The sequence below is a fragment of the Chryseobacterium sp. MMS23-Vi53 genome, from assembly GCF_047651245.1.
In the GTDB taxonomy this organism is placed as follows: domain Bacteria; phylum Bacteroidota; class Bacteroidia; order Flavobacteriales; family Weeksellaceae; genus Chryseobacterium.
The window spans coordinates 3,641,494-3,662,948 of the sequence record NZ_CP180265.1; the positions used below are offsets into that span (position 1 = coordinate 3,641,494).

Here is a 21,455-nt window from a genome sequence, read left to right on the forward strand (position 1 = left end):
TAAAAATCCGGATTTTGTGTCCGGATTTTTATTTATTTATAATGAGTTCAATAAAATTATAACGTAATAGAACTGAATTTTAATGATAAACTTTTTTGGGATTTACACCAGTTTTAAATGAGATTTATTTCTAACAATCCACAGTCCAATAAACGTAAGTAATCCATTGAGAACAATCAGTTCTACACCGATTCTGTAATCTGTAAAAGCGGTGATTAAAAAATTGATGACATAGGTAAGAACAGGTGCCAAAATGGTAACAGCAAGAATAGCATACTTTTTCGAAATCTGAAATTTTGTGAAAATTCCAAAAGCGAAAAGTCCTAAGAGTGGTCCGTATGTGTAACCTGCGATTTCCATAATAAGATAGACAATTGATTTATCATTCAATGCCTTGAAAACCATAATTAAAATAAAGAAAATAATAGTGAAAATTAAATGAACTTTCATACGGAGACGTTTTTTCTCTTTCTCTGTTTTGGTTTTGTCTTCATTTAAGTTTAATAAATCTACACAATAAGAACTTGTAACGGCAGTTAGAGCTCCGTCCGCAGAAGGAAATAATGCTGAAATTAAACCAATGATGAAAATCACGGAAATGATCATAGGAAAATGTCCCTGAAGCGATAAAGCGGGGAACAGGTCGTCGCCCATAATATTTTTAATTTCTCCCGCAGAGTCCTTAAATCCGAAAATATTAGTAATGGTATCACCGCTTATTTGTCCGTATTCTGCGCCATTTTGTATCGCAAAAAGATAAAGAAGACCTCCTAAAAATAAAAATGCAAGGTTTACAAAAAGTAATGTTCCTGCAAAAGTCAGCATATTTTTTTTTGAGTTCTTAAGGTTGTCAACGGAGATATTTTTCTGCATCATTTCTTGATCTAGACCTGTCATGGCAATTGTAATGAAAATTCCTCCCAAAATTGTTTTTAAGAAAAATGTCTTAGAATTTGGATCAAAATTGATGAAATGCGTATAATTTTTCTGTTCTAAAATAGTGTATGCTTCTCCGAAAGATAAATTTAGATTAGATAAAATATAAACAATACAAGCAATTAAACTGATAATCATAAATGAAGTCTGCAAAGTATCTGTGATAACGATCGTTTTTACACCCCCTTCAAAAGTATATAAAAGTACCATTAACAAGAGTACTAAAGCTGTCAGCCAAAACGGAACTCCCAACCCTTCAAGCAGGAAAATCTGCAAAACATTTACAACCAAATATAATCTCGCCGTTGCTCCAATTGCTCTTGAAACAATGAAAAAAACAGAACCGATCTTATGAGCTTCCACGTTAAATCTTTTCCCTAAATACGTATAAATCGATGTAAGATTCATTTTGTAATAAAGTGGAAGTAAAATTGCAGCTACAATGAAATAACCGATAAAAAAACCGATAACCATCATATAATATTCGAAACCGCCATAGATGTATTCGCTTCCTGTCATTTTTCCGACAGTTCCGGGCACAGAAATAAAAGTAACACCACTTAAACTCGTTCCAATCATTCCAAAAGCCACAAGCCACCATTTACTTTTTTTGTTACCAATAAAAAATGACTGGTTGTCGGAATTTCGGCTCGTGAAATATGAAATTACCAAAAGACCAATAAAATAGATAAAAACAAATAGCAAAAGGATAGTTCCGGAATTCATGCTTTAATTTAATTTCAGCAAATATAGTTTTTTTCTGTTCTGCTAAAAAAGAAAAAATCTTCCGGATTTAACTCTGGAAGATTTCTATATTTTATAAATTAATAAAAGTTACTGCGCCTGAGTCTGATTTACCAAAACATCCTGAAGTTCCTCATGTTTCTGGAAAGTAGCTTTTGCAAAAGGGCAAAGCGGAATAATCGTTTTTCCGTTTTTTCTTGCAAAATCTACCGCAGCTTCAAGCATCTCCTTGCCAACACCTTTGCCGTTGTAAGCTTCTTCCACTTCAGTATGATCTATGATAAATCTTTCTTCTCCAGCCCAGGTATAAGTCATTAAACCTGCGCGGTTTCCGTCTATGAATGCTTCAAAATTTCCGTGTTTTTCGTCGTTGTTTTGTGTTACTTCAATCATATTATGAAAATTTGGTTAATATTTCTATATCGTTTGTTAGTATTTTATGAATAGGACACGCATCTGCAATGGTGTGAAGTCTTTTCAGTTGTTCTTCATCAAGATTTGTGCCTTCAAAGCTGATGTCTCTTTTGAAAACGGCTCTTTTTGTCAGCGGAAAATTTTCAAGTTCAACTTCTACGTTTATTTTTTCGACGGCCCATTCTTTTCGGTCGATGTACATTCTTAATGTTGCTGCAGTACAGCTTGCCAAAGATGTGGCAAGAATTTCAAAAGGATTGAAACCCTTGTTCTGTCCGCCTTTATCTACTGGTTCGTCGGTAATTAAAGTATTTTCACCAGCGACTACTTCTGTATAATATTTTTCTGTGCCTAAGCTTGCTTTTACAATGATAGCCATTATTTTTGGGTATTAAATTTATAACTTAAAGCACCGGAAGGGCATAAGTCGATTTGATTTTTAAGTTCCATTGGCGTAGCATTTTCAGGTTTCAGCCAAGGTCTTTCTTTAGGATTATAGACTTTCGGAAGTGTTTTTACACAAATGGCAGAGTGAATGCACTTTTTGGGCTGCCAAATGACGGTAATCTCTCCGTTGATGTATTCATGTGTTTCCATATCAGTTTTCGTTTAATGTTTTTTCAATTCGTCTGTCGGGAATCAACCATAATAAAGCTACACCATAATATAAAGCTACTGCAATATAAGGATAAATAAATGAAGTAATAATTCCCGAAATATAAAGGACAATAGAAGCGTATTCTTTGAATTTACCGTGAATTGCTTCCTTTAGTCTCGAATTTTCGCCTTCAGATTTTGTGATCGTATTTTCCAAAATTGTATAGGCAATTCCACACATTACCAATCCTGCACCATAAGCAGTAACGGGATTTTGTGCAAAATGAGTTTCTCCGATCCATTCCGTTGCTATTGGCATTAATGAAAGCCAAAACAACAAATGAAGATTTGCCCAGAGAATACTTCCGTTCACTTTTTTTACAGCCTGAAACAAATGGTGATGATTATTCCAATAAATTCCGACATAAATGAAACTAAAAATGTAAGCTAAAAACTTCGGAATAAGAGGTCTCAGACTTGTCCAATTTGCTCCTTCCGGAACTTTCAGCTCAAGAACCATAATGGTAATGATTATTGCTAATACACCATCACTGAAAGCCTCAATTCTTCCCTTGTTCATTAGTTTTTAACCTGATTTTTAAAGTTTTCAATCTTATCTTTTAAATCTTTCAACATTTCAGGATTGATAACTCCCGTTTCCAGATCAAAATTTTCGTAAAATTTAGGAAGCGAGAATGTGTCCTTAATATCTGCTCCAAAATTTGGGAAGAACGTTTTTGCGGTATTCATTACATTTCCACCACCGTAACCTCCCGGAGAAGTCGACATCAAAAGCATTGGTTTATTTTGAAAAACTTTGACGTTAATTCTCGAAGCCCAATCGAAAACGTTTTTAAAAGCCGCGCTGTACGATCTGTTGTGTTCTGCTAAAGAGCAAATAATCACGTCACATTCTTCAATTACTTTTAAAAAGTTGTGAGCCTCATCCGGAAACCCTTTCTTTTCACGATCTACAGAAAAAACAGGCATATCGAAATCATTTAAATCTATTAAATTAATTTCCTCATTCTGAAAATCTTTCAAAACAAATTTCACCAATTCTCTGTTGATGGAAGTAGAAGATGTACTTCCTGCAAATGCTAATATTTTCATCATTTATTATTTTTAAATTATATTAAGGTTTTCTATTTAAAATAGCTTTTGGAAGCGGAACATATTCTTCCTCATCTCCGGGAACCAAAGGAAAAGCCTCGTGGTTCTGGTCGTTCCAGTTTACTTTTGCTTCTTCAATTAATTCTCTGTCTGAATTTACAAAATTCCAGAATATAAAACGTTCTTCCTCAAAGGGTTCGCCACCGAAAAGATAAACCGTTCCGTTTTCGCTCATGTCGAATTCGCACAGTTTCGTGTCTTTAGCGATCATTAATTGTTTTGAGCCATAAGAATTTCCATCTGTAGAAACAGTTCCGTCCAAGACATACATTGCGGCTTCTCCGTAAAGATCTTTACCAATGCTGATCTTTTTCGCATCTTTTGTTTTAATTTCAATAAAAAACAATTTGCTGTGAACAGGAACCGGAGATTTTCTGCCGAATGCTTCTCCTGCAATCAATTTATATTGAATTCCATCTTCTTCCCAAACCGGAATTTCATCCGCTTCAGTATGATGGAAAGTCGGTTCAGATTGTTCCAGATGTTTCGGAAGTCCCACCCAGATTTGGAAACCGTGAAGTCTTTTATCAGAATGTCGCAAATATTCCGGAGTTCTTTCGGAATGAACAACACCTTTTCCGGCAGTCATCCAGTTCACTGCTCCCGGTCTTATTTCCATTGCGCTTCCAATGCTGTCTCTGTGGAAAATAGATCCTTCCAGAAGATAGGTTAATGTTGAAAGTCCGATATGCGGATGTGGAGGAACATCAAGATTTTGATAATCTTTCAGTTCAGAAGGTCCCATATGATCGATAAAAACGAAAGGTCCTACCGCTCTTTTTTCACGGAAAGGCAAAAGTCTTCCCACCAAAAAATTTCCTATATCTGCAGATTTTTCTTCAATGATAAGTCCGATATTTGACATGATGTGTAAAGTGATTTTAAAATGTTGTTTAAGCTAATGTAATCAATTTTTCCAATGTTTATGGTACTTTAACGAAAATTAAAGTTGATCATATCCATGAAATCTCTCGTCTACCACACGTTTCCATTCAGGATTTTTTTTGATGAATGAAGCAACGTATGGGCAGAAGGGGAGTGCTTTCTTATGATGATCTTCTATATAGTGTAAAGTTTTTTCTACAACTGCGGCTGCGGCACCTGTTCCTGAGATCAACAAATCTGCTTCGGTATGATTTAAAGCGATTTGGCTTCCCATTTCGCGATAATCGATAAATGCTAAATGCCCATTGAATTCTATTTCGAATCGACTTCCGGTGTTGATTAAGGGGATATTTTCAAATTCTGGTTTCATGATTTTTGGATTGTTTTAAATTTTCCGTTTAGTTTGTCATTCCGTAGGAATCTCAGCTATTATATTTAAAATTTAATCCCTAATAAATAAGTTAGATTACTACGGAAGGACAAAGACGGCGTTGAATTTTGATATATTAAAACACAATCACATAAAATTAAGAAAAAGAATAACTCAAAATATAAATTTGAATTAAATTAATCCGCCAGATAACCAAAACGTCCTAAATTATAATCTTCAAAAGCCTGCATAATTTCCTCTCTGGAATTCATTACAAAAGGACCGTGAGGATAAATCGGTTCATTTAAAGGCATTCCGCTGATGATTAAAACAATAGAATCTTCTGTTGCTTCAATCGTGAAATTTTCTCCTTCGTTTTTAAATAGAACTAAATTATTTGTTGGTGTTTTTTCTTCGCCGTTTACAATAATGCTCCCTTCAATTACCAAAGCTGCCGTATTGAAATTTTCAGGAAAATTGAATTCTGCTTTTCCGCCTTTTTTCAATTTTGCATTCATCATGTGAACCGGACTGAAAGTAAATGCAGGACCTTTCTGTTGCTGATATTCTCCTGCAATAATTTCTATGAAACCATTTTCTCCAAGATCAACCCTCGTCATATCCGAATTTTTGATTGCCTGATATTTCGGACAACTCATTTTATAAACAGATGGAAGATTTACCCAAAGCTGAACCATTTGGAAAATTCCTCCCTTTTTTGCCCATTCTTTTTCATGATATTCTTTGTGAAGAACTCCTTTTGCTGCTGTCATCCATTGTACATCACCTTCACCGATAATCCCGCCTCCGCCAGAGCTGTCGTGGTGCTGTACTTTTCCTTGATAAGCAATTGTCACGGTTTCAAAACCGCGGTGGGGATGCACACCAACTCCGCGAGGCTGATCCGTCCCATTGAAATGAAATTTTGCATTATAATCGAGCATAATGAAAGGATCCATTCTCTTCATGTCCATGCCCTGAACACCCGGAATAAAATTATGAACCCTAAAACCGTCACCTACAAAATGAGCAGGCTTTGGAGATACTATTTTTTCTACTTTTTTAGTTGCCATAATATTGTTGGTATTATGAAACAAAGGTATCGTAATTGAAAATCAGGTGCATTGATCTGTGGTAATTATGTAGTTGCTGGATTTTGGTTGTTAGTTGATCGTTATTTGTTGTTTGTTATTTGTTGTTTGTTGTTTGTTATTTGTTGCTGGTTTCGTGTGTCATTTAGAACGAAGCGAAAGCAGAGCGAAGAATCTATTTTCTAATACTATGTTGAGATGCTTTCAACATGACAAGCGGTATGTTTTATAAATAACAAACGCGAAAACTCATAACTCATCATTCATAACTTAAAACTCATTATTCCTCTTTGGATTTCATATTTTTCCCATCCGAAATATGAAGTCTTCTGAATACAAATCCTGAAATAATAGTTAAAATTCCGATCGTCAAAAATGTCCATCGGAAAGCGTTGTGCGTTTCGTTGTTGATGAGTTCGGGACTGTTTTCGAAGATTTTTAAAACGATTAATCCAAAAGCGATTCCGAAACCGATCGCTAATTGCTGATTGACCGATAATAGGGAGTTTCCGCTGCTTGTCTGAAAGTTTCGAAGATCTGCGATGGAAATGGTATTCATTGAAGTGAACTGGATCGAATTGAAAAAACCTAAAACTGCGATAATCGGTACGAACCAATATAATGAGCTGTGAATATCGGGAATGGCTAAAAGACAAATCAATGTTCCTATGATGAAAGTATTGAGCATCAGCGTTTGTCTATACCCGAATTTATCTAAAATTTTAATGACATAAGATTTTCCAAACATTGCTGTAATGGCCATCGGAGCGATAATCCAGCCTGAAGTTACTGCAGATTGTTTGTACGCGATCTGAATCATTAATGGTAATAATAACGGAACGGAACTGATTCCCAATCTTGTTGCTAAATTTCCAACAATTCCTACACGGAAAGTTCTGACCTGAAATAAATTCAGTGGAAAAATCGGATGTTCGTCTCTTTTTGCATGACGGTAATAATAGTACATGAACAGGAATCCCAAAATGAAAATCACCAAGACCGGTGTAGTGTTCTGCATATCTCCGAAAAGTTCTAGCGAAATGGAAAGTAGGAGAGAAGCGGCTGCGAAAATTAAAAACCCTTTTAAATCGAAATCAACTTCCGAGGATTTATAATTGGGCATGTATTTTAATCCTAATGTTATTCCCAGCAATCCGATCGGGATATTGATTAAAAAAATCCAGTGCCAGGAAAGATAATCTACCATGTAACCACCGACCAGTGGTCCTAAGACAGGACCAATAAGTGCAGGGATAATGGCGAAATTCATGGCTTTTAATAATTCACTTTTATCGAAAGTTTTAATTAAAGCTAATTTTCCCACGGGCGTCATCAAACTTCCTCCGACTCCCTGAATAACACGGGAAATAACAAGATGCGTAAGATTCTGTGAAAATGCACAAAATACCGAGCCCAGACTGAAAAGTACCAGTGAAAAAATAAAAACTCTTTTCGTTCCGAACCGATCTGCTAAAAATCCACTTGCAGGCATGAAAACCGCCAACGTTAATACATAACTGATGATTGCATTCTGCATATTGAGCGGAGATTCGTTGAGGTCTTTTGCGATAGATGGCAATGAAGTGTTTAGAATTGTGGAATCGAGCATCTGCATGAAAATCGCTGTTGCAAGAATCAGTGGCAGAATTTTTTTAATTGAATTGTTGGGTTGCGAAATTACTTCTGACATGTTTCAGGTACTGGAAAACTAAAATTCCAGATTTGTTTTAATTAAGAATATGATGTTGTTTTAGAAGCAACATTTATTCCTTAGATATCATTTTCTTCATAAAATTAAAAAGTCCTGCGAAATTTCACAGGACTTTTTTATTATTTTCTTGGTTTTTCTACTCCTTTCCACTCGTCGCCGGCTTTTCTGTACTGGCTTAATGTGAAAGTTTTGAAATCTTTTGTTTTATATTCGATGTTGTCGGTATTTTGCTCAAACGGCATGATGTAATAATAATCTACGTCTGTTCTATCCGTTTTTGTTCCCTTTTTCACCGATGGAACATATTTGGAGAATTTATAGCTTGGAAGATATTGCTTCACTCTTGCGTAGAAATCTTTATTTTCTTTTTCGTCAGGAATAATATCTACGATGTTGAATTCGTCTTTTGCCTTATCAATCCAAAGATAGTATGTTTTATCTTCTCCTGTATTTCTGTTATTAGAGTTGAAAGCAAACAATTCTTTCGGAACCAGTTCCTTGATTTTTTCAGGGTCAACTTTTGTGTAATATTCACCTTTTGAAGGATCAACATACGTTTCGATATTGTACATCAAAACAGAATTGTTCTCTAAGTTTTTGTTTTTAAAATATTGATTTAAAGATAATTCTGCTGTTGCTCTCAATTCTTTTCCTCTTGCATCTAATTTCTTAGTTGGATTCTGAGGATTTACCTTTTTTACAAATTCATATAGAACTTTTGGCTTTACATCTTTCAGGTGAGGATATGTTTTCAGTTGCTCAGCTTTTGCCAGCCAATAGTATTGTTGATAAAAATCGTCCTTATCTTGATCTTTAACCGTCTTATACACCATCGCCAGTTTTTTGGAGCTAAGATATTTGCCATATTTTCCCTGTCCAAAAGCAAAAGTCATGGATAATAAAGCAAATAAGATAGTAATGTTTCTTCTCATTTTTTTATAATTGATATTTTCGTTTTCCAAATATAATTATTTATTAGATAATATTTTTGATTAACGGTTAAAATCTGACAATATTATTATCGTTAATTCAAAAGAAAATCCCGTATTGCTACAGGATTAATAAAATTATTTTTTTAGGTAATAGGTTTTGGGGCTTAGGATTTAGTTCAAATTGTGAAATTTAAATTAATTATAACTCATTTAAACTAAGTCCTAAATCCTAATTCCTAAAAACCTTTATTCATACGACGTTTCATGTACCTTCACCGCTCTGCCACTTGGATCATTCATATTTTTAAAGGCTTCATCCCATTCCAAAGCGATTGGCGTAGAACAGGCAACCGATGGAACCGACGGAACTGTTGCTGCAGATGTTTCACTAGGAAAATGCTCTTCAAAGATCGTTCTATAGCGGTATTCTTCCTTATTCTGAGGTGTGTTTAAAGGAAATCTGAATTTCGCATTCGCCATCATTTCGTCCGTCACTTCTTTTTCAGCAACAGCTTTTAAATTATCGATCCACGAATATCCGACACCATCAGAAAATTGTTCTTTTTGTCTCCAGACAATTGAATCGGGAAGAATATCTTCAAAAGCCTTTCTCAACACCCACTTTTCGATTTTTCCTTCGGATGCATTTACCATTTTATCTTTTGGATTAATGGTCATTGCAATATCCATAAATTCTTTATCTAAGAAAGGAACACGTCCTTCGATTCCCCAACTCATCAATGCTTTGTTGGCTCTCAGACAATCGTAAAGGTGAAGTTTTCCTAATTTTCTCACTGTTTCATCGTGGAATTCTTTCGCATTCGGAGCCTTGTGGAAATACAAATATCCTCCAAATAATTCATCCGAACCTTCTCCGGAAAGCACCATTTTTATCCCCATCGATTTAATAACTCTCGCCAAAAGATACATCGGCGTAGAAGCTCTGATCGTCGTTACATCATAAGTTTCCAAATGATAAATCACGTCACGAACCGCATCCAAACCTTCTTGAACAGTAAAATTAACTTCATGGTGAACCGATCCTATATGTTCCGCAGCTTTTTTCGCAGCCTCCAAATCAGGAGAACCGACCAACCCCACTGCAAAACTATGCAATCTCGGATACCAGGCTTCCTGAGTATCTCCACTTTCAATTCTTTGTCTTGCAAATTTTGCTGTAATTGCAGAAATCACCGAAGAATCCAGACCGCCGGAAAGTAAAACTCCGTAAGGTACGTCGCTCATCAATTGTCTGTGAACAGCGTCTTCAAGCCCTTTTCTGATTTTTGAAATATCGGTTTCGTTATCTTTTACACTGTCGAAACTTTCCCAATTTCTTTTGTACCATTGCTGAAGCTCGATTCCGTCTTTGCTGTACACAAAATGTCCGGGCAAAAATGTTTCGATTTTTTTGCAAACACCTTCCAAAGCTTTTAATTCGGAAGCAACATAATAATTCCCATTTTTGTCCCAACCTTGATACAGGGGACAAATTCCCATATGATCTCGGGCAATTAAATAAATATTATTTTCTGTATCATATAAAGAAAAAGCAAAAATTCCGTTCAGCTTTTCGATAAAATCTTTCCCGTATTTTTGATAAAGCGCTAAAATAACTTCACAATCCGACTGAGTCTGAAACTCATAATCCGGAAATTCTTCCTTAAGTTCTCTATGGTTATAAATTTCTCCGTTGACTGCTAAAACTACTTTTCCATCTTTTGTAAATAATGGCTGCTTTCCTGAAGTAGGATCTACAATGGCTAATCTTTCATGAGAGAAAACCACATGTTCATCCTGAAAAACCCCGCTCCAGTCAGGACCGCGGTGACGGATCTTTTTAGACATTTCCAGAACTTGAGGTCGCAATATTTCGGTTTTTTGTTTGGCGTCAAACAAGCATACTATTCCACACATTTTTATATCGTTTAATTGAAACAAAAGTATAATTGTAGTTTAAATTTAACAATAAAAAATTTAAATAAGTTTATATTTTTAACTAATTTAAATTAAAAAGAGAAAAATTTTAATTATTTTTAATGAAAAGCATGTTTTTGGTTAAATTTTTTCGCTGTGCAATCGAAAACACATCCTCTATACGAAATAAAAACGACATATTTCTTAATCTATGATAATTTATTATTTGAAATTTCGCCCTTACTTTGTGGCTCGAAATAATTTTTTTTCATCATTTGTGTTTTTACCTTCTTGCAATTCAGTTTGCGAGAAGGTTTTGTTTTATTCAGACCCTAGTAATACTCCGGAAACATTCCAAGAGCTGAAACTTGTTCCTTCTGTAGGACCTTGCGGAATCTTCACCTGAATGGTGTGTTTCCCTGCTTTCAAATCTCCAAGAGGAATAAAATTAGGATTGGTAACCGTTCCCGGACACCAGTTTGATCTGCTTAGATCCGATGATGAAAGTCCGTCCGGGAAATTTCCCGATGCAGGATTGTAAAGACGGTAAGAACCGCAGTCTGATCTCCACGGAACGAAAGAATAGGTCATTTTCCCGTCTAAGAAGATAGAATTGGCTTTAGGAACGAACTCGTCGCCGTTTTCCCAACCACCGTGACCTGTCGTGATATATCTTAGCTGTGCATTTTTTAAATCTTTTTTCAAGGTAAATTCCACAAATAACCCTTTATCGTTATTAAACATGGTAGAATAATCCTGTCCCGCCATTTCCATGATATTTAAACTGTTAAATAAAGGAATAACCGTATTATTTTTATTAACTGTCTGATCGCTTTTGTGGATTGTAATTTCTAAACTCACTTTGTGGCCGCCTTTATCGTAATTTCCAATAAAAGTTCCAATCCAAAGTTCTTTTTCAGAAAGGGATGGCTTCAATTCTGTAATGTCTTGACGATACGGATTTATCGTTTGCCAATTTTTATCTTGTAATTGAATATGATTAAATTTATTAATTCCAAAAGCGGTAAAGAAACGCATCATTTCAACAGCAGGATTATAGTTTTCCGCAGTTGTTATTCCATAATATTGTTTTCCGTTTCCATTATCGTAAACGGGAAGTGTTTTTGCTCCTTTCTCCAATCCATCGAAGAAAGACTGAGATTTGTCCTGAGGAATAAAGAAAACAGTTCCCGTTCTGTCGTAAGCGTCGCCATTGGATTGTTGTTTTAGTTCTGCAAAAATAAGTTCGCCTTCAGAGATTTTCGGGAACTTTACTTTTTTAAGGATAATGGTTCCGTTGGCGAATCTTTTTACCTTTTCATCTGACTTGGATTCGTCAGAAAAATTAATTGTTTCATTTTCAAAAACCTTTAAAGTAGTGAATCTGCTTTTCCAAAGAAGATCTTTGTAGCCCAATTGATCGATAGAATTGATCGAACCTTTAATTAAATTTTCAATATCAGCTTTCTTTACTTTTTTAATGGAATTGGCTGTAATAACTGAATTTTTATTTCGTTCAATTTCCAGCACAAAACCTAGATTTTGCCCAAGGGTAGAAGGTCCACCGTTGATTTTAAGATCATTTGTATACCAAACTTCAATGGTGTTCGAATTGATTTTTGTAACTGCTTTTTTGCAATTATAACCTAAAATTTTCTTGGTTTCATTCGTGAATTCGAACGTTTGTTTGCCAACAGATTCTGCATCAGAAGTTGAAATTATTTCGTTTGATTTTAAAAATGCATAAGAAATTACCGTGTTAGAAGGTTTTTCAATTTTCGTTATTTCGAAAGGATAATCTGCTTTTTGTTCTCTGATTTTATTATTTAAGATAAAACTTTCCTTTTCGTTTGCCCAAACTAAAGTTGGAGTTTGTTCTGTTAAAACTTTTCCGTTGTAAGAACTGATGTACTGAACTTCATATGTCTGCGCAAAATTAAGACAAAATAAAAACAAGAAGAAACTTAATAAAATTCTTTGATGCATAATGATTGATGGTTTTTCACAAAGATAAATTTTAAGTTAACATAATATCAACTTTGTGAATTTTAAAATATTTTTTCCTGAATGAGTATGATGATTTGCGTGAGAGTTACACTTATGTGTTGAAAATGTTAATTAATAAATGGTTTTCAAACTTTTTAGAATTAAATTTTAAACTAAATACAAACAAAAAACTACCCTAAAAAATTAGAGTAGTTTGTATATTTTGATGTTGAATTTAATTAAGAAACTCTTTCGATCAAAGCCATATAAAACCCATCGTATCCTGTACTAGGCATTACTTTTTCATCTTTAATCATCTTAAAGTTCGGATTGTTTTTGATGAATTCTTCAACCTGAAGATTGTTTTCTGAAGGAAGGATCGAGCAAGTTGCATACACCATTTTTCCGCCTATTTTTACCATTTTAGAATAATCCTGAAGAATCTGTTGTTGTTCAATTTTTATTCTGTCGATAAAATCTTGGTCGATTTTCCATTTACTGTCCGGATTTCTTTTCAAAACCCCAAGACCGGAACAAGGCGCATCAATCAACAATCTATCCGCTTTTTCGTGAAGTCTTTTGATGACTTTGTTGTCAGAAATCATACGCGTTTCGATGTTGTGAGCTCCGGCTCTTTTCGCACGACGCTTTAGCTCTGCCAACTTCCATTCGAAAATATCTAAGGCGATAATTTGTCCTTTATTTTGCATCAAAGCAGCTAAGTGAAGCGTTTTTCCACCTGCACCTGCGCAAGCATCAACAACTCTTTGTCCTTCCTTTACATCAAGAAAATATCCGATTTTTTGAGAAGATGCATCCTGAACTTCAAATAATCCTTCTTTAAATGCAGTTGTAAGAAAAACATTCTTTTTCTCTTCAAGCTGAACGGCATCCGGATAATTTTTGATAGGGTAGGATACAATATTTTCATCAGAAAGATCTGAAATCAATTCTTTTGTGGTAGTTCTCAGGGAATTGGCTCTCAAAACAGTTGGCGCTTGTTCATTCAGAGCATACATTTCTTTTTCCCATTTATCACCCAATTCTTTTTCCAAAGTTTCAGCCAACCAGTCTGGAATAGAATGTTCGATAGCTTTTGTAGGAACAGTTCCTTTTTTAAGCTTTGTAAGGATATCGGCGATTTTTATTCCGTCGAATTCTTCAAATTTTTTATAATTTGTTTTGCTCCAAAGTAGGTAGGCGATCATCAATTTATAGATGTTGTTGGGTTTTACACCTTCACCCATGTAATATTCAAGACGTTTTTTCCAACGGATGATATTATAGAAAATCTCAGAAACAACGGCTCTATCTTGGCTTCCCCATTTTCTGTTTGCCTTTAAAAGTCTTTCGATTACTTTATCGGCATATTTATTTTTCTCGAAAAATGTTTCTTGTAAAGCATCGTGAATTCCGATTGCTAAGTTTCTGTGAATAAGTTCCATAAAATTGGTTCTGCTATTTTGAATCTGCAAAAATACGAATTTAAGTTGAGATACGAGTTTCGGATTAGTGGTTTTAAGTTTCGAGATTCTTCCATACTGCATCATCTGGCTTCCATTGCCAAATTTAAAATCCTACCTTTGCAAAAAATAAAAAATATGAGTGATACTGTACTTTGTCCGAAATGTAGTTCTGAATTTACTTATCCGAGTGATAATATGATGGTGTGTTCCCAGTGTTTCTACGAGTGGAATCCGGAAGAAGTAAGTTCTGATGCTTCAAATTCAGGAAAAATTTTAGATTCGAATGGTAATGAGCTGCAAGATGGAGATTCTGTGGTGGTTATTAAAGATCTTCCTGTAAAAGGTGCTCCAAAACCGGTGAAAGCAGGAACCAAAGTTAAAAATATTCGTTTGAGACCAGACAGCGACCATAATATTGATTGTAAAATTGATGGTTTCGGTTCAATGGCTCTGAAATCGGAATTTGTGAAAAAGGCATAAAAAAAAGGAAAGAATTGGACAGTGTAATCTTTCAAAAGAGTGGATTGCAGAGTGCTAATTTTCATCTTTTAGGGCAGAAAGAGAATTAACCAAAAATTTCCTTATGCTGTGGAAATACAAATGTAAGAAAAAGATTCAAATACAGTTCTTATGTTTGTATTTTTTTTATCCACATTTCTCAAATAAGTGTTGGTAAATGTGATAGTTATGTCGTGTTAAAGCCTTTGTTATAATGGATGATCAAATGTTTTCCTGTCATTCAGAACCAAGCAAAGCGTAGTGAAGAATCTATTACTAAAATACAAAAGATTTCTCTTTCATCGAAATAACAAACTGATACATCAGCAGGAAATAGAAGCCTTAAACAAAAGAAATTTTTACAGTATCTTGAATTCTCAAATCCGTGTAAATTACCAATTCTTTTTCTTTCACTTTCAACTTATTCCAATAATGATTTCCCGCAAATCTGCTTTCTAAAACTTCTGCCTCAAAACCGTTTTCAGAGATTTTAATTTCTTTAGGATAATAGGAAAATTTAGAAAGTTGAAAATCTTCAATTTCATTTTCATTAAAAATATTCACTTCACCGAAAAGTTTAGCAACATACGAATTATAAGGATTTCTAAAAGTTTCTTCCGGATTTTCGTTCTGAATCAATCTTCCGTCCTGAAGAACAATAATTTGATCCAGCCACGGAATAATATCCTGAAGCTCGTGTGTAGAAATCACCAAAGAGATATTATTCTGTTTTACATATCTGAATAATTTTTCGCGCAACTCGATTTTTCTAGGAAAATCTAAATTACTGAAAGGCTCATCCAAAATCAAAAGCTTTGGCAAAACAGAAAGCGATCTTGCAATAGCAACCCTTTGTTGTTGACCGCCACTTAAATATTTAGGTAAAACATTCGCAAAATCTTCCAAACCGACCACTTCAAGAAGCTCGGCAACGGTTTCTTTTTTTTGCTTTAAATTAATATTAGAAATAAATTTTCCTACGTTTTCTGCAACGGTAGCGTAAGGCATTAAGTCGAAATTCTGGGCAACAAATTTCATTTCTGCTTCACCTGGAACGAGATTTCCTTTTGGACCTAATAATTTTTCACCATTAAAAATAATCTCTCCGCTTTCCCAATCCAAAAGTCCGTAAACAAGACTCAGTAAAGTCGATTTTCCGCATCCGCTTTCTCCTGCCAATGCGATGATTTTTCCTTCTTCAAACCTTAAATTAAGGTTCTGAAACAGGGGTTTTTCTTTAGAATATGAAAAGTATAAATTGTTTATTTCTAATAGCATATTACAAATGTAATGAATTGAAATCTTTCTAGGAAAAATTGGAATTTTTTATTATATTAGCAGGAGTATAAAAATTTATGAATTATGAAAAGAAAGTTGTTTTTACTCGTTATTCCCGCGCTTTTTGCGACAGTTGCAGTGGTTTCATGTAAGAAAGAAAAACCACTTTCCAGCGAAAGTAACGATGTTACAACGACTAAAGACGGAGCTCAGTTTGTAGTAGATACATTAAACAGTAAAGTAGAGTGGAAGGGCTATAAAATCTTTAAATCTGAAAACACCAGCCATTTCGGAAACATTAAATTTGAAAGCGGAGACGTTACCGTAAAAGACGGAAAACTGGAAAGCGGAAAATTTGTTGCTGATATGACTTCTCTAACGTCTGAGGATTTAAAAAATGACAAAGAAAACTTAGAAAAACTAAACGGTCATCTGAAAAGCGGAGATTTCTTTGAAGTGGAAAAATTCCCGACGGCTTCTTATGAAATTACAAAAGTTACTCCGGCTGCTGAAGGCGATTACAATACGCTTTTGGATGGAAATCTTACCATTAAAGGAATCACAAAGCCAGTACAGTTTAAAGCCAATGTTTCTGTAAAAGAAGGAGGTGAAGTAAGCATTGCAACAGAGCCAAAAGATATCAACAGAGAAGAATTTGGAGTGAAATTTCAGGCACCTGCAGAAAATGGAGTTATCAAAGACGAAGTTACACTGCAGATTATGGTAAAAGCTTTAGAAAAAAATAAAACGTTTATAATACAACTCATTATTTTTCGTTTTATAGAAAAAATAAATAATTTTTTTATTTAAGTGAAATAAGTGATTGAAGTCTGCCTCCGAAAAGGGGCAGATTTTTTTTAACAGATTAAGGAAAATTATTCCACCGAAAAACCGTATTTTTGCAAAACATTTAGAAAGGGTAAAACAATGATAGAAAAGATAGAAGAATTACTCGTTGAGGTAAACGGCTTCAATGCTACATCTAAAGAGGATATCGAAAACTTCCGAATCAAGTACAATGGTAAGAAAGGAATTCTGAACGATTTTTTTGAAAAATTTAAAGAAGTTCCCAACGACCAGAAGAAAGAATTCGGACAGAAGATCAATACCCTGAAGCAGGCTGTTAACGTAAAATTGGAGGATTTAAAAAATGCTTCGGCATCTTCTATTATCGTAGAAAAGGAAGATCTTACGAGACCGGCTTTTCCTTTGGATTTGGGATCTAGACATCCGATCAATCTTGTGAAAAACAGGATCATTGAAATTTTCAAATCTATAGGTTTTGCTGTAGCAGACGGACCGGAAATCGAGGACGACTGGCACAACTTTACCGCTCTTAATCTTCCTGAATATCACCCTGCAAGAGATATGCAGGATACTTTCTTTATTGAGCAAAATCCGGATATTCTGCTAAGAACGCATACTTCTTCTGTGCAGATTCGTTATATGGAAGAAAATCAGCCTCCAATAAGGATTTTATCGCCGGGAAGAGTGTTCAGAAACGAAGCGGTTTCTTCACGTTCTCACTGTATTTTCCACCAGATTGAAGGATTGTACATTGATGAAAATGTAAGTTTCGCAGATTTGAAGCAAACCATTCAGTTCTTTACAACGGAACTTTTCGGGAAGTCGAAAATCAGATTAAGACCTTCTTATTTCCCTTTCACAGAGCCAAGTGCAGAGATTGATGTATATTGGGGATTAAACTCTGAAACCGATTACAGAATCACGAAAGGAACAGGCTGGCTGGAAATTATGGGTTGCGGAATGGTAGACCCTGCCGTTTTGAAAAATGTAAATATTGATTCTGAAAAATATTCAGGTTACGCATTCGGAATGGGGATTGAAAGAATCGTAATGCTGCTGTACCAAATGAGTGATATTAGAATGTTTTTTGAAAATGATGTCAGAACACTGGAACAGTTTAAAACTTTATAAAATATCTAAATTTAAATAAATCTAATCCTGTAAAAATTAATTTACAGGATTTTTTATTAATTTTAATTTAGCGAAAAAACCACAAAATAATCACAGAAAAAAAATGTTTGAAAAATCGTTGAATTTTAAATCGAGAAAGATAATTCATTATTCTCTCATTATTTGCATCTTATTGATACAAATATTGATAGCTGGCTTTTTTTACAATGAATTTATTAATAAGAAAAATTTAACTTTTATTGAGCAGCAGCTTAAAGAAGTTCATTTATTGGAAAATTTAACGGACAATTCTAAGAAAGAATTGATGAATGCTCAGGACTATCTTCAAAAATATGTGATCTCGAAAGATGAAAAATTTCTGAGTTCTTATTTCAATTCATTAAATAAATTAGGTAAAAATCTGGATAGTATTGGGCATTATGAGAATAAATATCCAAGATTGAAAAACGATCTGTCGGCACAGAAAAAAGATTCTTTAGAGATTAAAAAATTGAAGGTTTTAATAGATTCTACTTATAGTTTTTCTACAAGACCTGTGTTTAAGACAAATTATGATGTTCCTAAATTAGAAAAATACACTCCTGATTTTAATTTTGATAAATTTGATGTTGAAACCAAGACTTACACCGATACGGTTAAGAAAAAAGGATTATTCGGACGTTTGGGAGATGCAATATCTGGAAAAGAAACGGTGCGCAAAGACAGTACTGTGGTCACCGTAAAACAGGGCAAAAAGCCTATTTCTTCGTTGATAAAATCGGATTTTGACAGTATCATGAGATTGGCTAATAATCATTATTTCGGGGAGGTGAAAAAAATACAGGTAAATGTTGTCGATCAAGCTGCCCTGAAAAAAAATAACGAAGATAAGGTTTACAAAATGTTCAGCAACTTATTGACTTACAGTGACGGACTGATGAATATTTATGAATCTGCCATAAAAGGCTCCAAAGCCGATCTGGAAAAAGAATATGAGAAACAGAATTCAAAAAACAATAAAATAAGAACGCAGCTTATTTTCGGAGCGATGATTTTGATGTTTATTGTTTCGATTTTAATTATGTTCTTAACGAGAATTGCGTTTATCTACGAGCGAAGATTGAATGCAGCCAACAAACAGATCAAAGAAAACCTGAATTTTAAAAACAGGATTTTGGGAATGCTGAGTCATGAATTAAGATCTCCATTAAAAATAATCGGTCTTTTCATCAATAGAATTAATAAAAAAACGGATGATGAGAAGATTAAAGAATATCTTAAATCAATAAGCTTTACAAACGATACTTTATTGATGCAGGCTAATCAGATTTTGGAATACACCAAAAATCAGGCGGTGGAAAATAAATTAATCCCGACAGTTTTTAATTTAAAAAATGAAATTTCATCAATTTTAAATTCGATTGAGCCTTATATTGAAACAAGAAATAATAAATTTGTTATTCATGAAAATATAAATCCGGATCTTGTTGTTTATTCAGATAACAAGAAAATCAATCAGGTTTTTATGAATATTCTTGGAAATGCTAACAAATTTACAGAAAATGGTGAAATCAGTGTGACGACTACAGTGGTGCCGGTTGATGAAAATGTTGTTTCTTTAACGACAAAAATTAAAGATACAGGAGCTGGAATTTCCAAATCTGATTTAGAGAAAATTTTTGAACCTTATTATCAAGGTGTTTTGTCGGAAGATGTGGAAAATCTTGGAGCAGGTTTGGGACTAAGCCTTTGTAAAGAAATTGTCGCGTTGTATGATGGTGATATATCCGTAGAAAGTGAGATGAATAAAGGAACTACCGTGACTTTTACTGTTAATTTAAATATTAATAAATGAATCAGTTAGATAAAAAAACGATCAATTTTCTTCTTGCAGACGATCATAGTCTGATAAGACAGGGAATTGTTTTTCTATTGGAAGATATTGAGCTGCATCATGAAGTTTTTCAAGCTTCAAACTTACAGCAGGCTTTGGAATTTGTGAAAACTCATCCAATCGACATTGCCATTATCGATGCACATTTTCCCGATGGAAACAGTCTTTCTGTTTTACCTGAAATCAAAAAAATAAAACCCGAAATCAAGATTCTTGTTTTCACCGGAATTGATGAAACGATACATTCTTTGAGATACTTAAACGCTGGAGCTGATGGTTTTTTAAGTAAAATGAACGAGGAGGAGGAGATAGAACTGGCTATTCGAAAAATGCTTAGTCATGGTGAATATATTTCTCCAACAACGCAGGCTTTGTTAAGAGATTCTATGAAAAACCCAAATCTGGTAAATCCTTTGTCATCTTTAACGGAAAGAGAACTACAAATTGCAGAGATGTATGCAGAGGGACTGGGAAATCTTGAAATTGCCAATAAACTGGAAGTAAAACAAAATACGGTAAGTACCATCAAAAGGAGGATTTTTGATAAACTTGAAATTGAAAATCTTGTAGAGCTTATTGAACTAATTAAGAATAGTCAGTAGGTTTTTGTCGATAAATATCTATGATTCGTTCGATATAAATCGACATCATTTGTGCGAATTTTATTCTTTGTTGTATCTATCTTTGCATCAACATAAAGGATAAAAAATATTTCAAAAGATTTTAAAATTGATCTTTGATTTCTCTAAAGCACAAATGATGAGAAAGAATCAAAGATCTTCCCCTAACACAATGTTCATTTCTAAAGATTAAACCTCTGAGTTCTTCAGAGGTTATTTTTTTACTCATAAAGATGAATTATTTTTTTAATTGTATTTAATCCAGGTGTATAAAAAATTACAGCAAAACCCTGCATGTAGATAAATATCTACATTGCATTCGATTTCTATCTACGAAATTTATTAGGATTGGATATTCATCTGTATCTATCTTTGTATCAACATAAAGGATAAGAAAAAATATTTCGAAAAAACAATCACGTTGATCTTTGATCTCACTAAACACGAATGATGAGAAAGAATCAAAGATCATTTTCAAAAAAACACACTTTTAGCCTTCGAGTTCTTCGGAGGCTTATTTTTTTATTTCAATTATTTTTGTAGATAAATATCTACAGCCTGGTCGATTTCTATCTACAATATTTATTATGATTGAATATTTACCTGTACCTATCTTTGTACCAACACAAAGGATAAGCTATTAAAAAAATAAACAAAGATCTTTGGTTTCTCTAAAGCACAAATGATGAGAAAGAATCAAAGATCGAACACACAGGTGATAAAAAAGAATAAAATCAAACCTCCGAAAATTTTCGGAGGTTTTTTCGTTTTTAATTACTGACCTAAGAAACAAAACGTAATTAAAAACTAGATTCTATTGAAAAATTTACTACACGCAGCTTAGTTGCTGGTTGCTGGTTATTAGTTATTAGTTATTAGTTATTAGTTATTAGTTTCGAACAACTTCTCTTTCGTCAGCTCGAGTGTTTTTGTAATAAAATGAAGAAAAATGTATTGAGAGCTTCTAGTTTACAAGCTTCTCGATACGCCCTTTTTCAAAAGCCTACTTTAAGTGACAACATTTTT

General features: G+C 34.0%; 20 protein-coding genes. 5 read left to right on the forward strand and 15 right to left on the reverse strand.

Annotated features, from left to right (window positions below):
* Positions 1-102: 102 nt before the first annotated feature.
* The 14 genes from ACKX2A_RS16340 to ACKX2A_RS16405 all read right to left on the reverse strand — a co-directional run bounded on the left by ACKX2A_RS16340 (position 103) and on the right by ACKX2A_RS16405 (position 14,201).
* Complete coding sequence (locus ACKX2A_RS16340; RefSeq protein WP_415325895.1) at positions 103-1,662, reverse strand: sodium:solute symporter; 1,560 nt, start codon at positions 1,660-1,662, stop codon at positions 103-105.
* 108 nt (positions 1,663-1,770) lie between these two features.
* On the reverse strand, positions 1,771-2,073 hold the full coding sequence (locus ACKX2A_RS16345; protein WP_415325896.1) for a GNAT family N-acetyltransferase: 303 nt from the start codon (positions 2,071-2,073) through the stop codon (positions 1,771-1,773).
* 1 nt (position 2,074) lies between these two features.
* Complete coding sequence (locus ACKX2A_RS16350) at positions 2,075-2,473, reverse strand: OsmC family protein (protein WP_415325897.1); 399 nt, start codon at positions 2,471-2,473, stop codon at positions 2,075-2,077.
* Positions 2,473-2,691 (reverse strand): (4Fe-4S)-binding protein, encoded by a 219-nt coding sequence (locus ACKX2A_RS16355; protein WP_415325898.1) that lies wholly within the window; start codon positions 2,689-2,691, stop codon positions 2,473-2,475. Before ACKX2A_RS16355 ends, ACKX2A_RS16350 begins: the two co-directional genes overlap by 1 nt.
* Before the next feature lies 1 nt (position 2,692).
* On the reverse strand, positions 2,693-3,271 hold the full coding sequence (locus tag ACKX2A_RS16360; RefSeq protein WP_415325900.1) for a TMEM175 family protein: 579 nt from the start codon (positions 3,269-3,271) through the stop codon (positions 2,693-2,695).
* Positions 3,271-3,804, reverse strand: a complete 534-nt coding sequence (locus tag ACKX2A_RS16365; RefSeq protein WP_415329483.1) for an NADPH-dependent FMN reductase — start codon at positions 3,802-3,804, stop codon at positions 3,271-3,273. The genes ACKX2A_RS16360 and ACKX2A_RS16365 overlap by 1 nt, the downstream gene beginning before the upstream one ends.
* A 22-nt stretch (positions 3,805-3,826) precedes the next feature.
* Entirely contained in the window at positions 3,827-4,729 is a 903-nt protein-coding gene (locus tag ACKX2A_RS16370) for a pirin family protein (RefSeq protein ID WP_415325902.1), read from the reverse strand.
* Between the two features lie 78 nt (positions 4,730-4,807).
* The gene (locus ACKX2A_RS16375; protein ID WP_415325904.1) at positions 4,808-5,119 is read right to left on the reverse strand and encodes a GNAT family N-acetyltransferase; all 312 of its coding nucleotides are present in this window, start codon (positions 5,117-5,119) and stop codon (positions 4,808-4,810) included.
* Positions 5,120-5,316: 197 nt separating this feature from the next.
* Positions 5,317-6,192: a pirin family protein gene (locus ACKX2A_RS16380; protein WP_415325905.1), complete on the reverse strand. Its 876-nt coding sequence runs from the start codon at positions 6,190-6,192 to the stop codon at positions 5,317-5,319.
* 298 nt (positions 6,193-6,490) lie between these two features.
* Positions 6,491-7,900 carry an MFS transporter gene (locus tag ACKX2A_RS16385; protein WP_415325907.1) on the reverse strand — a complete coding sequence of 470 codons (1,410 nt, stop codon included), beginning with the start codon at positions 7,898-7,900 and terminating at the stop codon, positions 6,491-6,493.
* Positions 7,901-8,040: 140 nt separating this feature from the next.
* Complete coding sequence (locus ACKX2A_RS16390; protein WP_415325909.1) at positions 8,041-8,853, reverse strand: hypothetical protein; 813 nt, start codon at positions 8,851-8,853, stop codon at positions 8,041-8,043.
* A gap of 246 nt (positions 8,854-9,099) precedes the next feature.
* Positions 9,100-10,770 carry an asparagine synthase B gene (gene asnB / locus ACKX2A_RS16395; RefSeq protein WP_415325910.1) on the reverse strand — a complete coding sequence of 557 codons (1,671 nt, stop codon included), beginning with the start codon at positions 10,768-10,770 and terminating at the stop codon, positions 9,100-9,102.
* A 321-nt stretch (positions 10,771-11,091) separates the two neighbouring features.
* The gene (locus ACKX2A_RS16400; RefSeq protein ID WP_415325912.1) at positions 11,092-12,756 is read right to left on the reverse strand and encodes a GLPGLI family protein; all 1,665 of its coding nucleotides are present in this window, start codon (positions 12,754-12,756) and stop codon (positions 11,092-11,094) included.
* A 239-nt stretch (positions 12,757-12,995) separates the two neighbouring features.
* Positions 12,996-14,201 (reverse strand): RsmB/NOP family class I SAM-dependent RNA methyltransferase, encoded by a 1,206-nt coding sequence (locus ACKX2A_RS16405; protein WP_415325913.1) that lies wholly within the window; start codon positions 14,199-14,201, stop codon positions 12,996-12,998.
* A 156-nt stretch (positions 14,202-14,357) separates the two neighbouring features.
* Between ACKX2A_RS16405 and ACKX2A_RS16410 the strand changes: the two genes are divergently transcribed.
* Entirely contained in the window at positions 14,358-14,702 is a 345-nt protein-coding gene (locus tag ACKX2A_RS16410) for a zinc ribbon domain-containing protein YjdM (protein ID WP_415325915.1), read from the forward strand.
* 360 nt (positions 14,703-15,062) lie between these two features.
* On the opposite strand, the gene ACKX2A_RS16415 is transcribed toward ACKX2A_RS16410, so the two are convergent.
* Positions 15,063-15,998, reverse strand: a complete 936-nt coding sequence (locus ACKX2A_RS16415) for a sulfate/molybdate ABC transporter ATP-binding protein (protein WP_415325917.1) — start codon at positions 15,996-15,998, stop codon at positions 15,063-15,065.
* An 84-nt stretch (positions 15,999-16,082) separates the two neighbouring features.
* Here ACKX2A_RS16415 and ACKX2A_RS16420 point away from each other — a divergent pair, with 84 nt between their 5' ends.
* From ACKX2A_RS16420 to ACKX2A_RS16435, 4 genes are all read left to right on the forward strand, one after another.
* On the forward strand, positions 16,083-16,808 hold the full coding sequence (locus tag ACKX2A_RS16420; protein WP_415325919.1) for a YceI family protein: 726 nt from the start codon (positions 16,083-16,085) through the stop codon (positions 16,806-16,808).
* Between the two features lie 117 nt (positions 16,809-16,925).
* Positions 16,926-17,936 (forward strand): phenylalanine--tRNA ligase subunit alpha, encoded by a 1,011-nt coding sequence (pheS, locus tag ACKX2A_RS16425; RefSeq protein ID WP_415325921.1) that lies wholly within the window; start codon positions 16,926-16,928, stop codon positions 17,934-17,936.
* A gap of 268 nt (positions 17,937-18,204) precedes the next feature.
* On the forward strand, positions 18,205-19,770 hold the full coding sequence (locus ACKX2A_RS16430) for a sensor histidine kinase (RefSeq protein ID WP_415325923.1): 1,566 nt from the start codon (positions 18,205-18,207) through the stop codon (positions 19,768-19,770).
* Positions 19,767-20,411: a response regulator gene (locus ACKX2A_RS16435; protein ID WP_415325925.1), complete on the forward strand. Its 645-nt coding sequence runs from the start codon at positions 19,767-19,769 to the stop codon at positions 20,409-20,411. Before ACKX2A_RS16430 ends, ACKX2A_RS16435 begins: the two co-directional genes overlap by 4 nt.
* The last annotated feature ends 1,044 nt before the right edge of the window (positions 20,412-21,455 follow it).

Coding starts and splice junctions, on each gene's coding strand:
- ACKX2A_RS16360 (WP_415325900.1), bottom strand. CDS start 3,271: ATGAACAAGGGAAGAATTGAGGCTTTCAGTGATGGTGTATTAGCAATA.
- ACKX2A_RS16370 (WP_415325902.1), bottom strand. CDS start 4,729: ATGTCAAATATCGGACTTATCATTGAAGAAAAATCTGCAGATATAGGA.
- asnB (WP_415325910.1), bottom strand. CDS start 10,770: ATGTGTGGAATAGTATGCTTGTTTGACGCCAAACAAAAAACCGAAATA.
- ACKX2A_RS16385 (WP_415325907.1), bottom strand. CDS start 7,900: ATGTCAGAAGTAATTTCGCAACCCAACAATTCAATTAAAAAAATTCTG.
- ACKX2A_RS16415 (WP_415325917.1), bottom strand. CDS start 15,998: ATGCTATTAGAAATAAACAATTTATACTTTTCATATTCTAAAGAAAAA.
- ACKX2A_RS16365 (WP_415329483.1), bottom strand. CDS start 3,804: ATGAAAATATTAGCATTTGCAGGAAGTACATCTTCTACTTCCATCAAC.
- ACKX2A_RS16400 (WP_415325912.1), bottom strand. CDS start 12,756: ATGCATCAAAGAATTTTATTAAGTTTCTTCTTGTTTTTATTTTGTCTT.
- ACKX2A_RS16390 (WP_415325909.1), bottom strand. CDS start 8,853: ATGAGAAGAAACATTACTATCTTATTTGCTTTATTATCCATGACTTTT.
- ACKX2A_RS16345 (WP_415325896.1), bottom strand. CDS start 2,073: ATGATTGAAGTAACACAAAACAACGACGAAAAACACGGAAATTTTGAA.
- ACKX2A_RS16355 (WP_415325898.1), bottom strand. CDS start 2,691: ATGGAAACACATGAATACATCAACGGAGAGATTACCGTCATTTGGCAG.
- pheS (WP_415325921.1), top strand. CDS start 16,926: ATGATAGAAAAGATAGAAGAATTACTCGTTGAGGTAAACGGCTTCAAT.
- ACKX2A_RS16380 (WP_415325905.1), bottom strand. CDS start 6,192: ATGGCAACTAAAAAAGTAGAAAAAATAGTATCTCCAAAGCCTGCTCAT.
- ACKX2A_RS16410 (WP_415325915.1), top strand. CDS start 14,358: ATGAGTGATACTGTACTTTGTCCGAAATGTAGTTCTGAATTTACTTAT.
- ACKX2A_RS16405 (WP_415325913.1), bottom strand. CDS start 14,201: ATGGAACTTATTCACAGAAACTTAGCAATCGGAATTCACGATGCTTTA.
- ACKX2A_RS16420 (WP_415325919.1), top strand. CDS start 16,083: ATGAAAAGAAAGTTGTTTTTACTCGTTATTCCCGCGCTTTTTGCGACA.
- ACKX2A_RS16350 (WP_415325897.1), bottom strand. CDS start 2,473: ATGGCTATCATTGTAAAAGCAAGCTTAGGCACAGAAAAATATTATACA.
- ACKX2A_RS16340 (WP_415325895.1), bottom strand. CDS start 1,662: ATGAATTCCGGAACTATCCTTTTGCTATTTGTTTTTATCTATTTTATT.
- ACKX2A_RS16375 (WP_415325904.1), bottom strand. CDS start 5,119: ATGAAACCAGAATTTGAAAATATCCCCTTAATCAACACCGGAAGTCGA.
- ACKX2A_RS16435 (WP_415325925.1), top strand. CDS start 19,767: ATGAATCAGTTAGATAAAAAAACGATCAATTTTCTTCTTGCAGACGAT.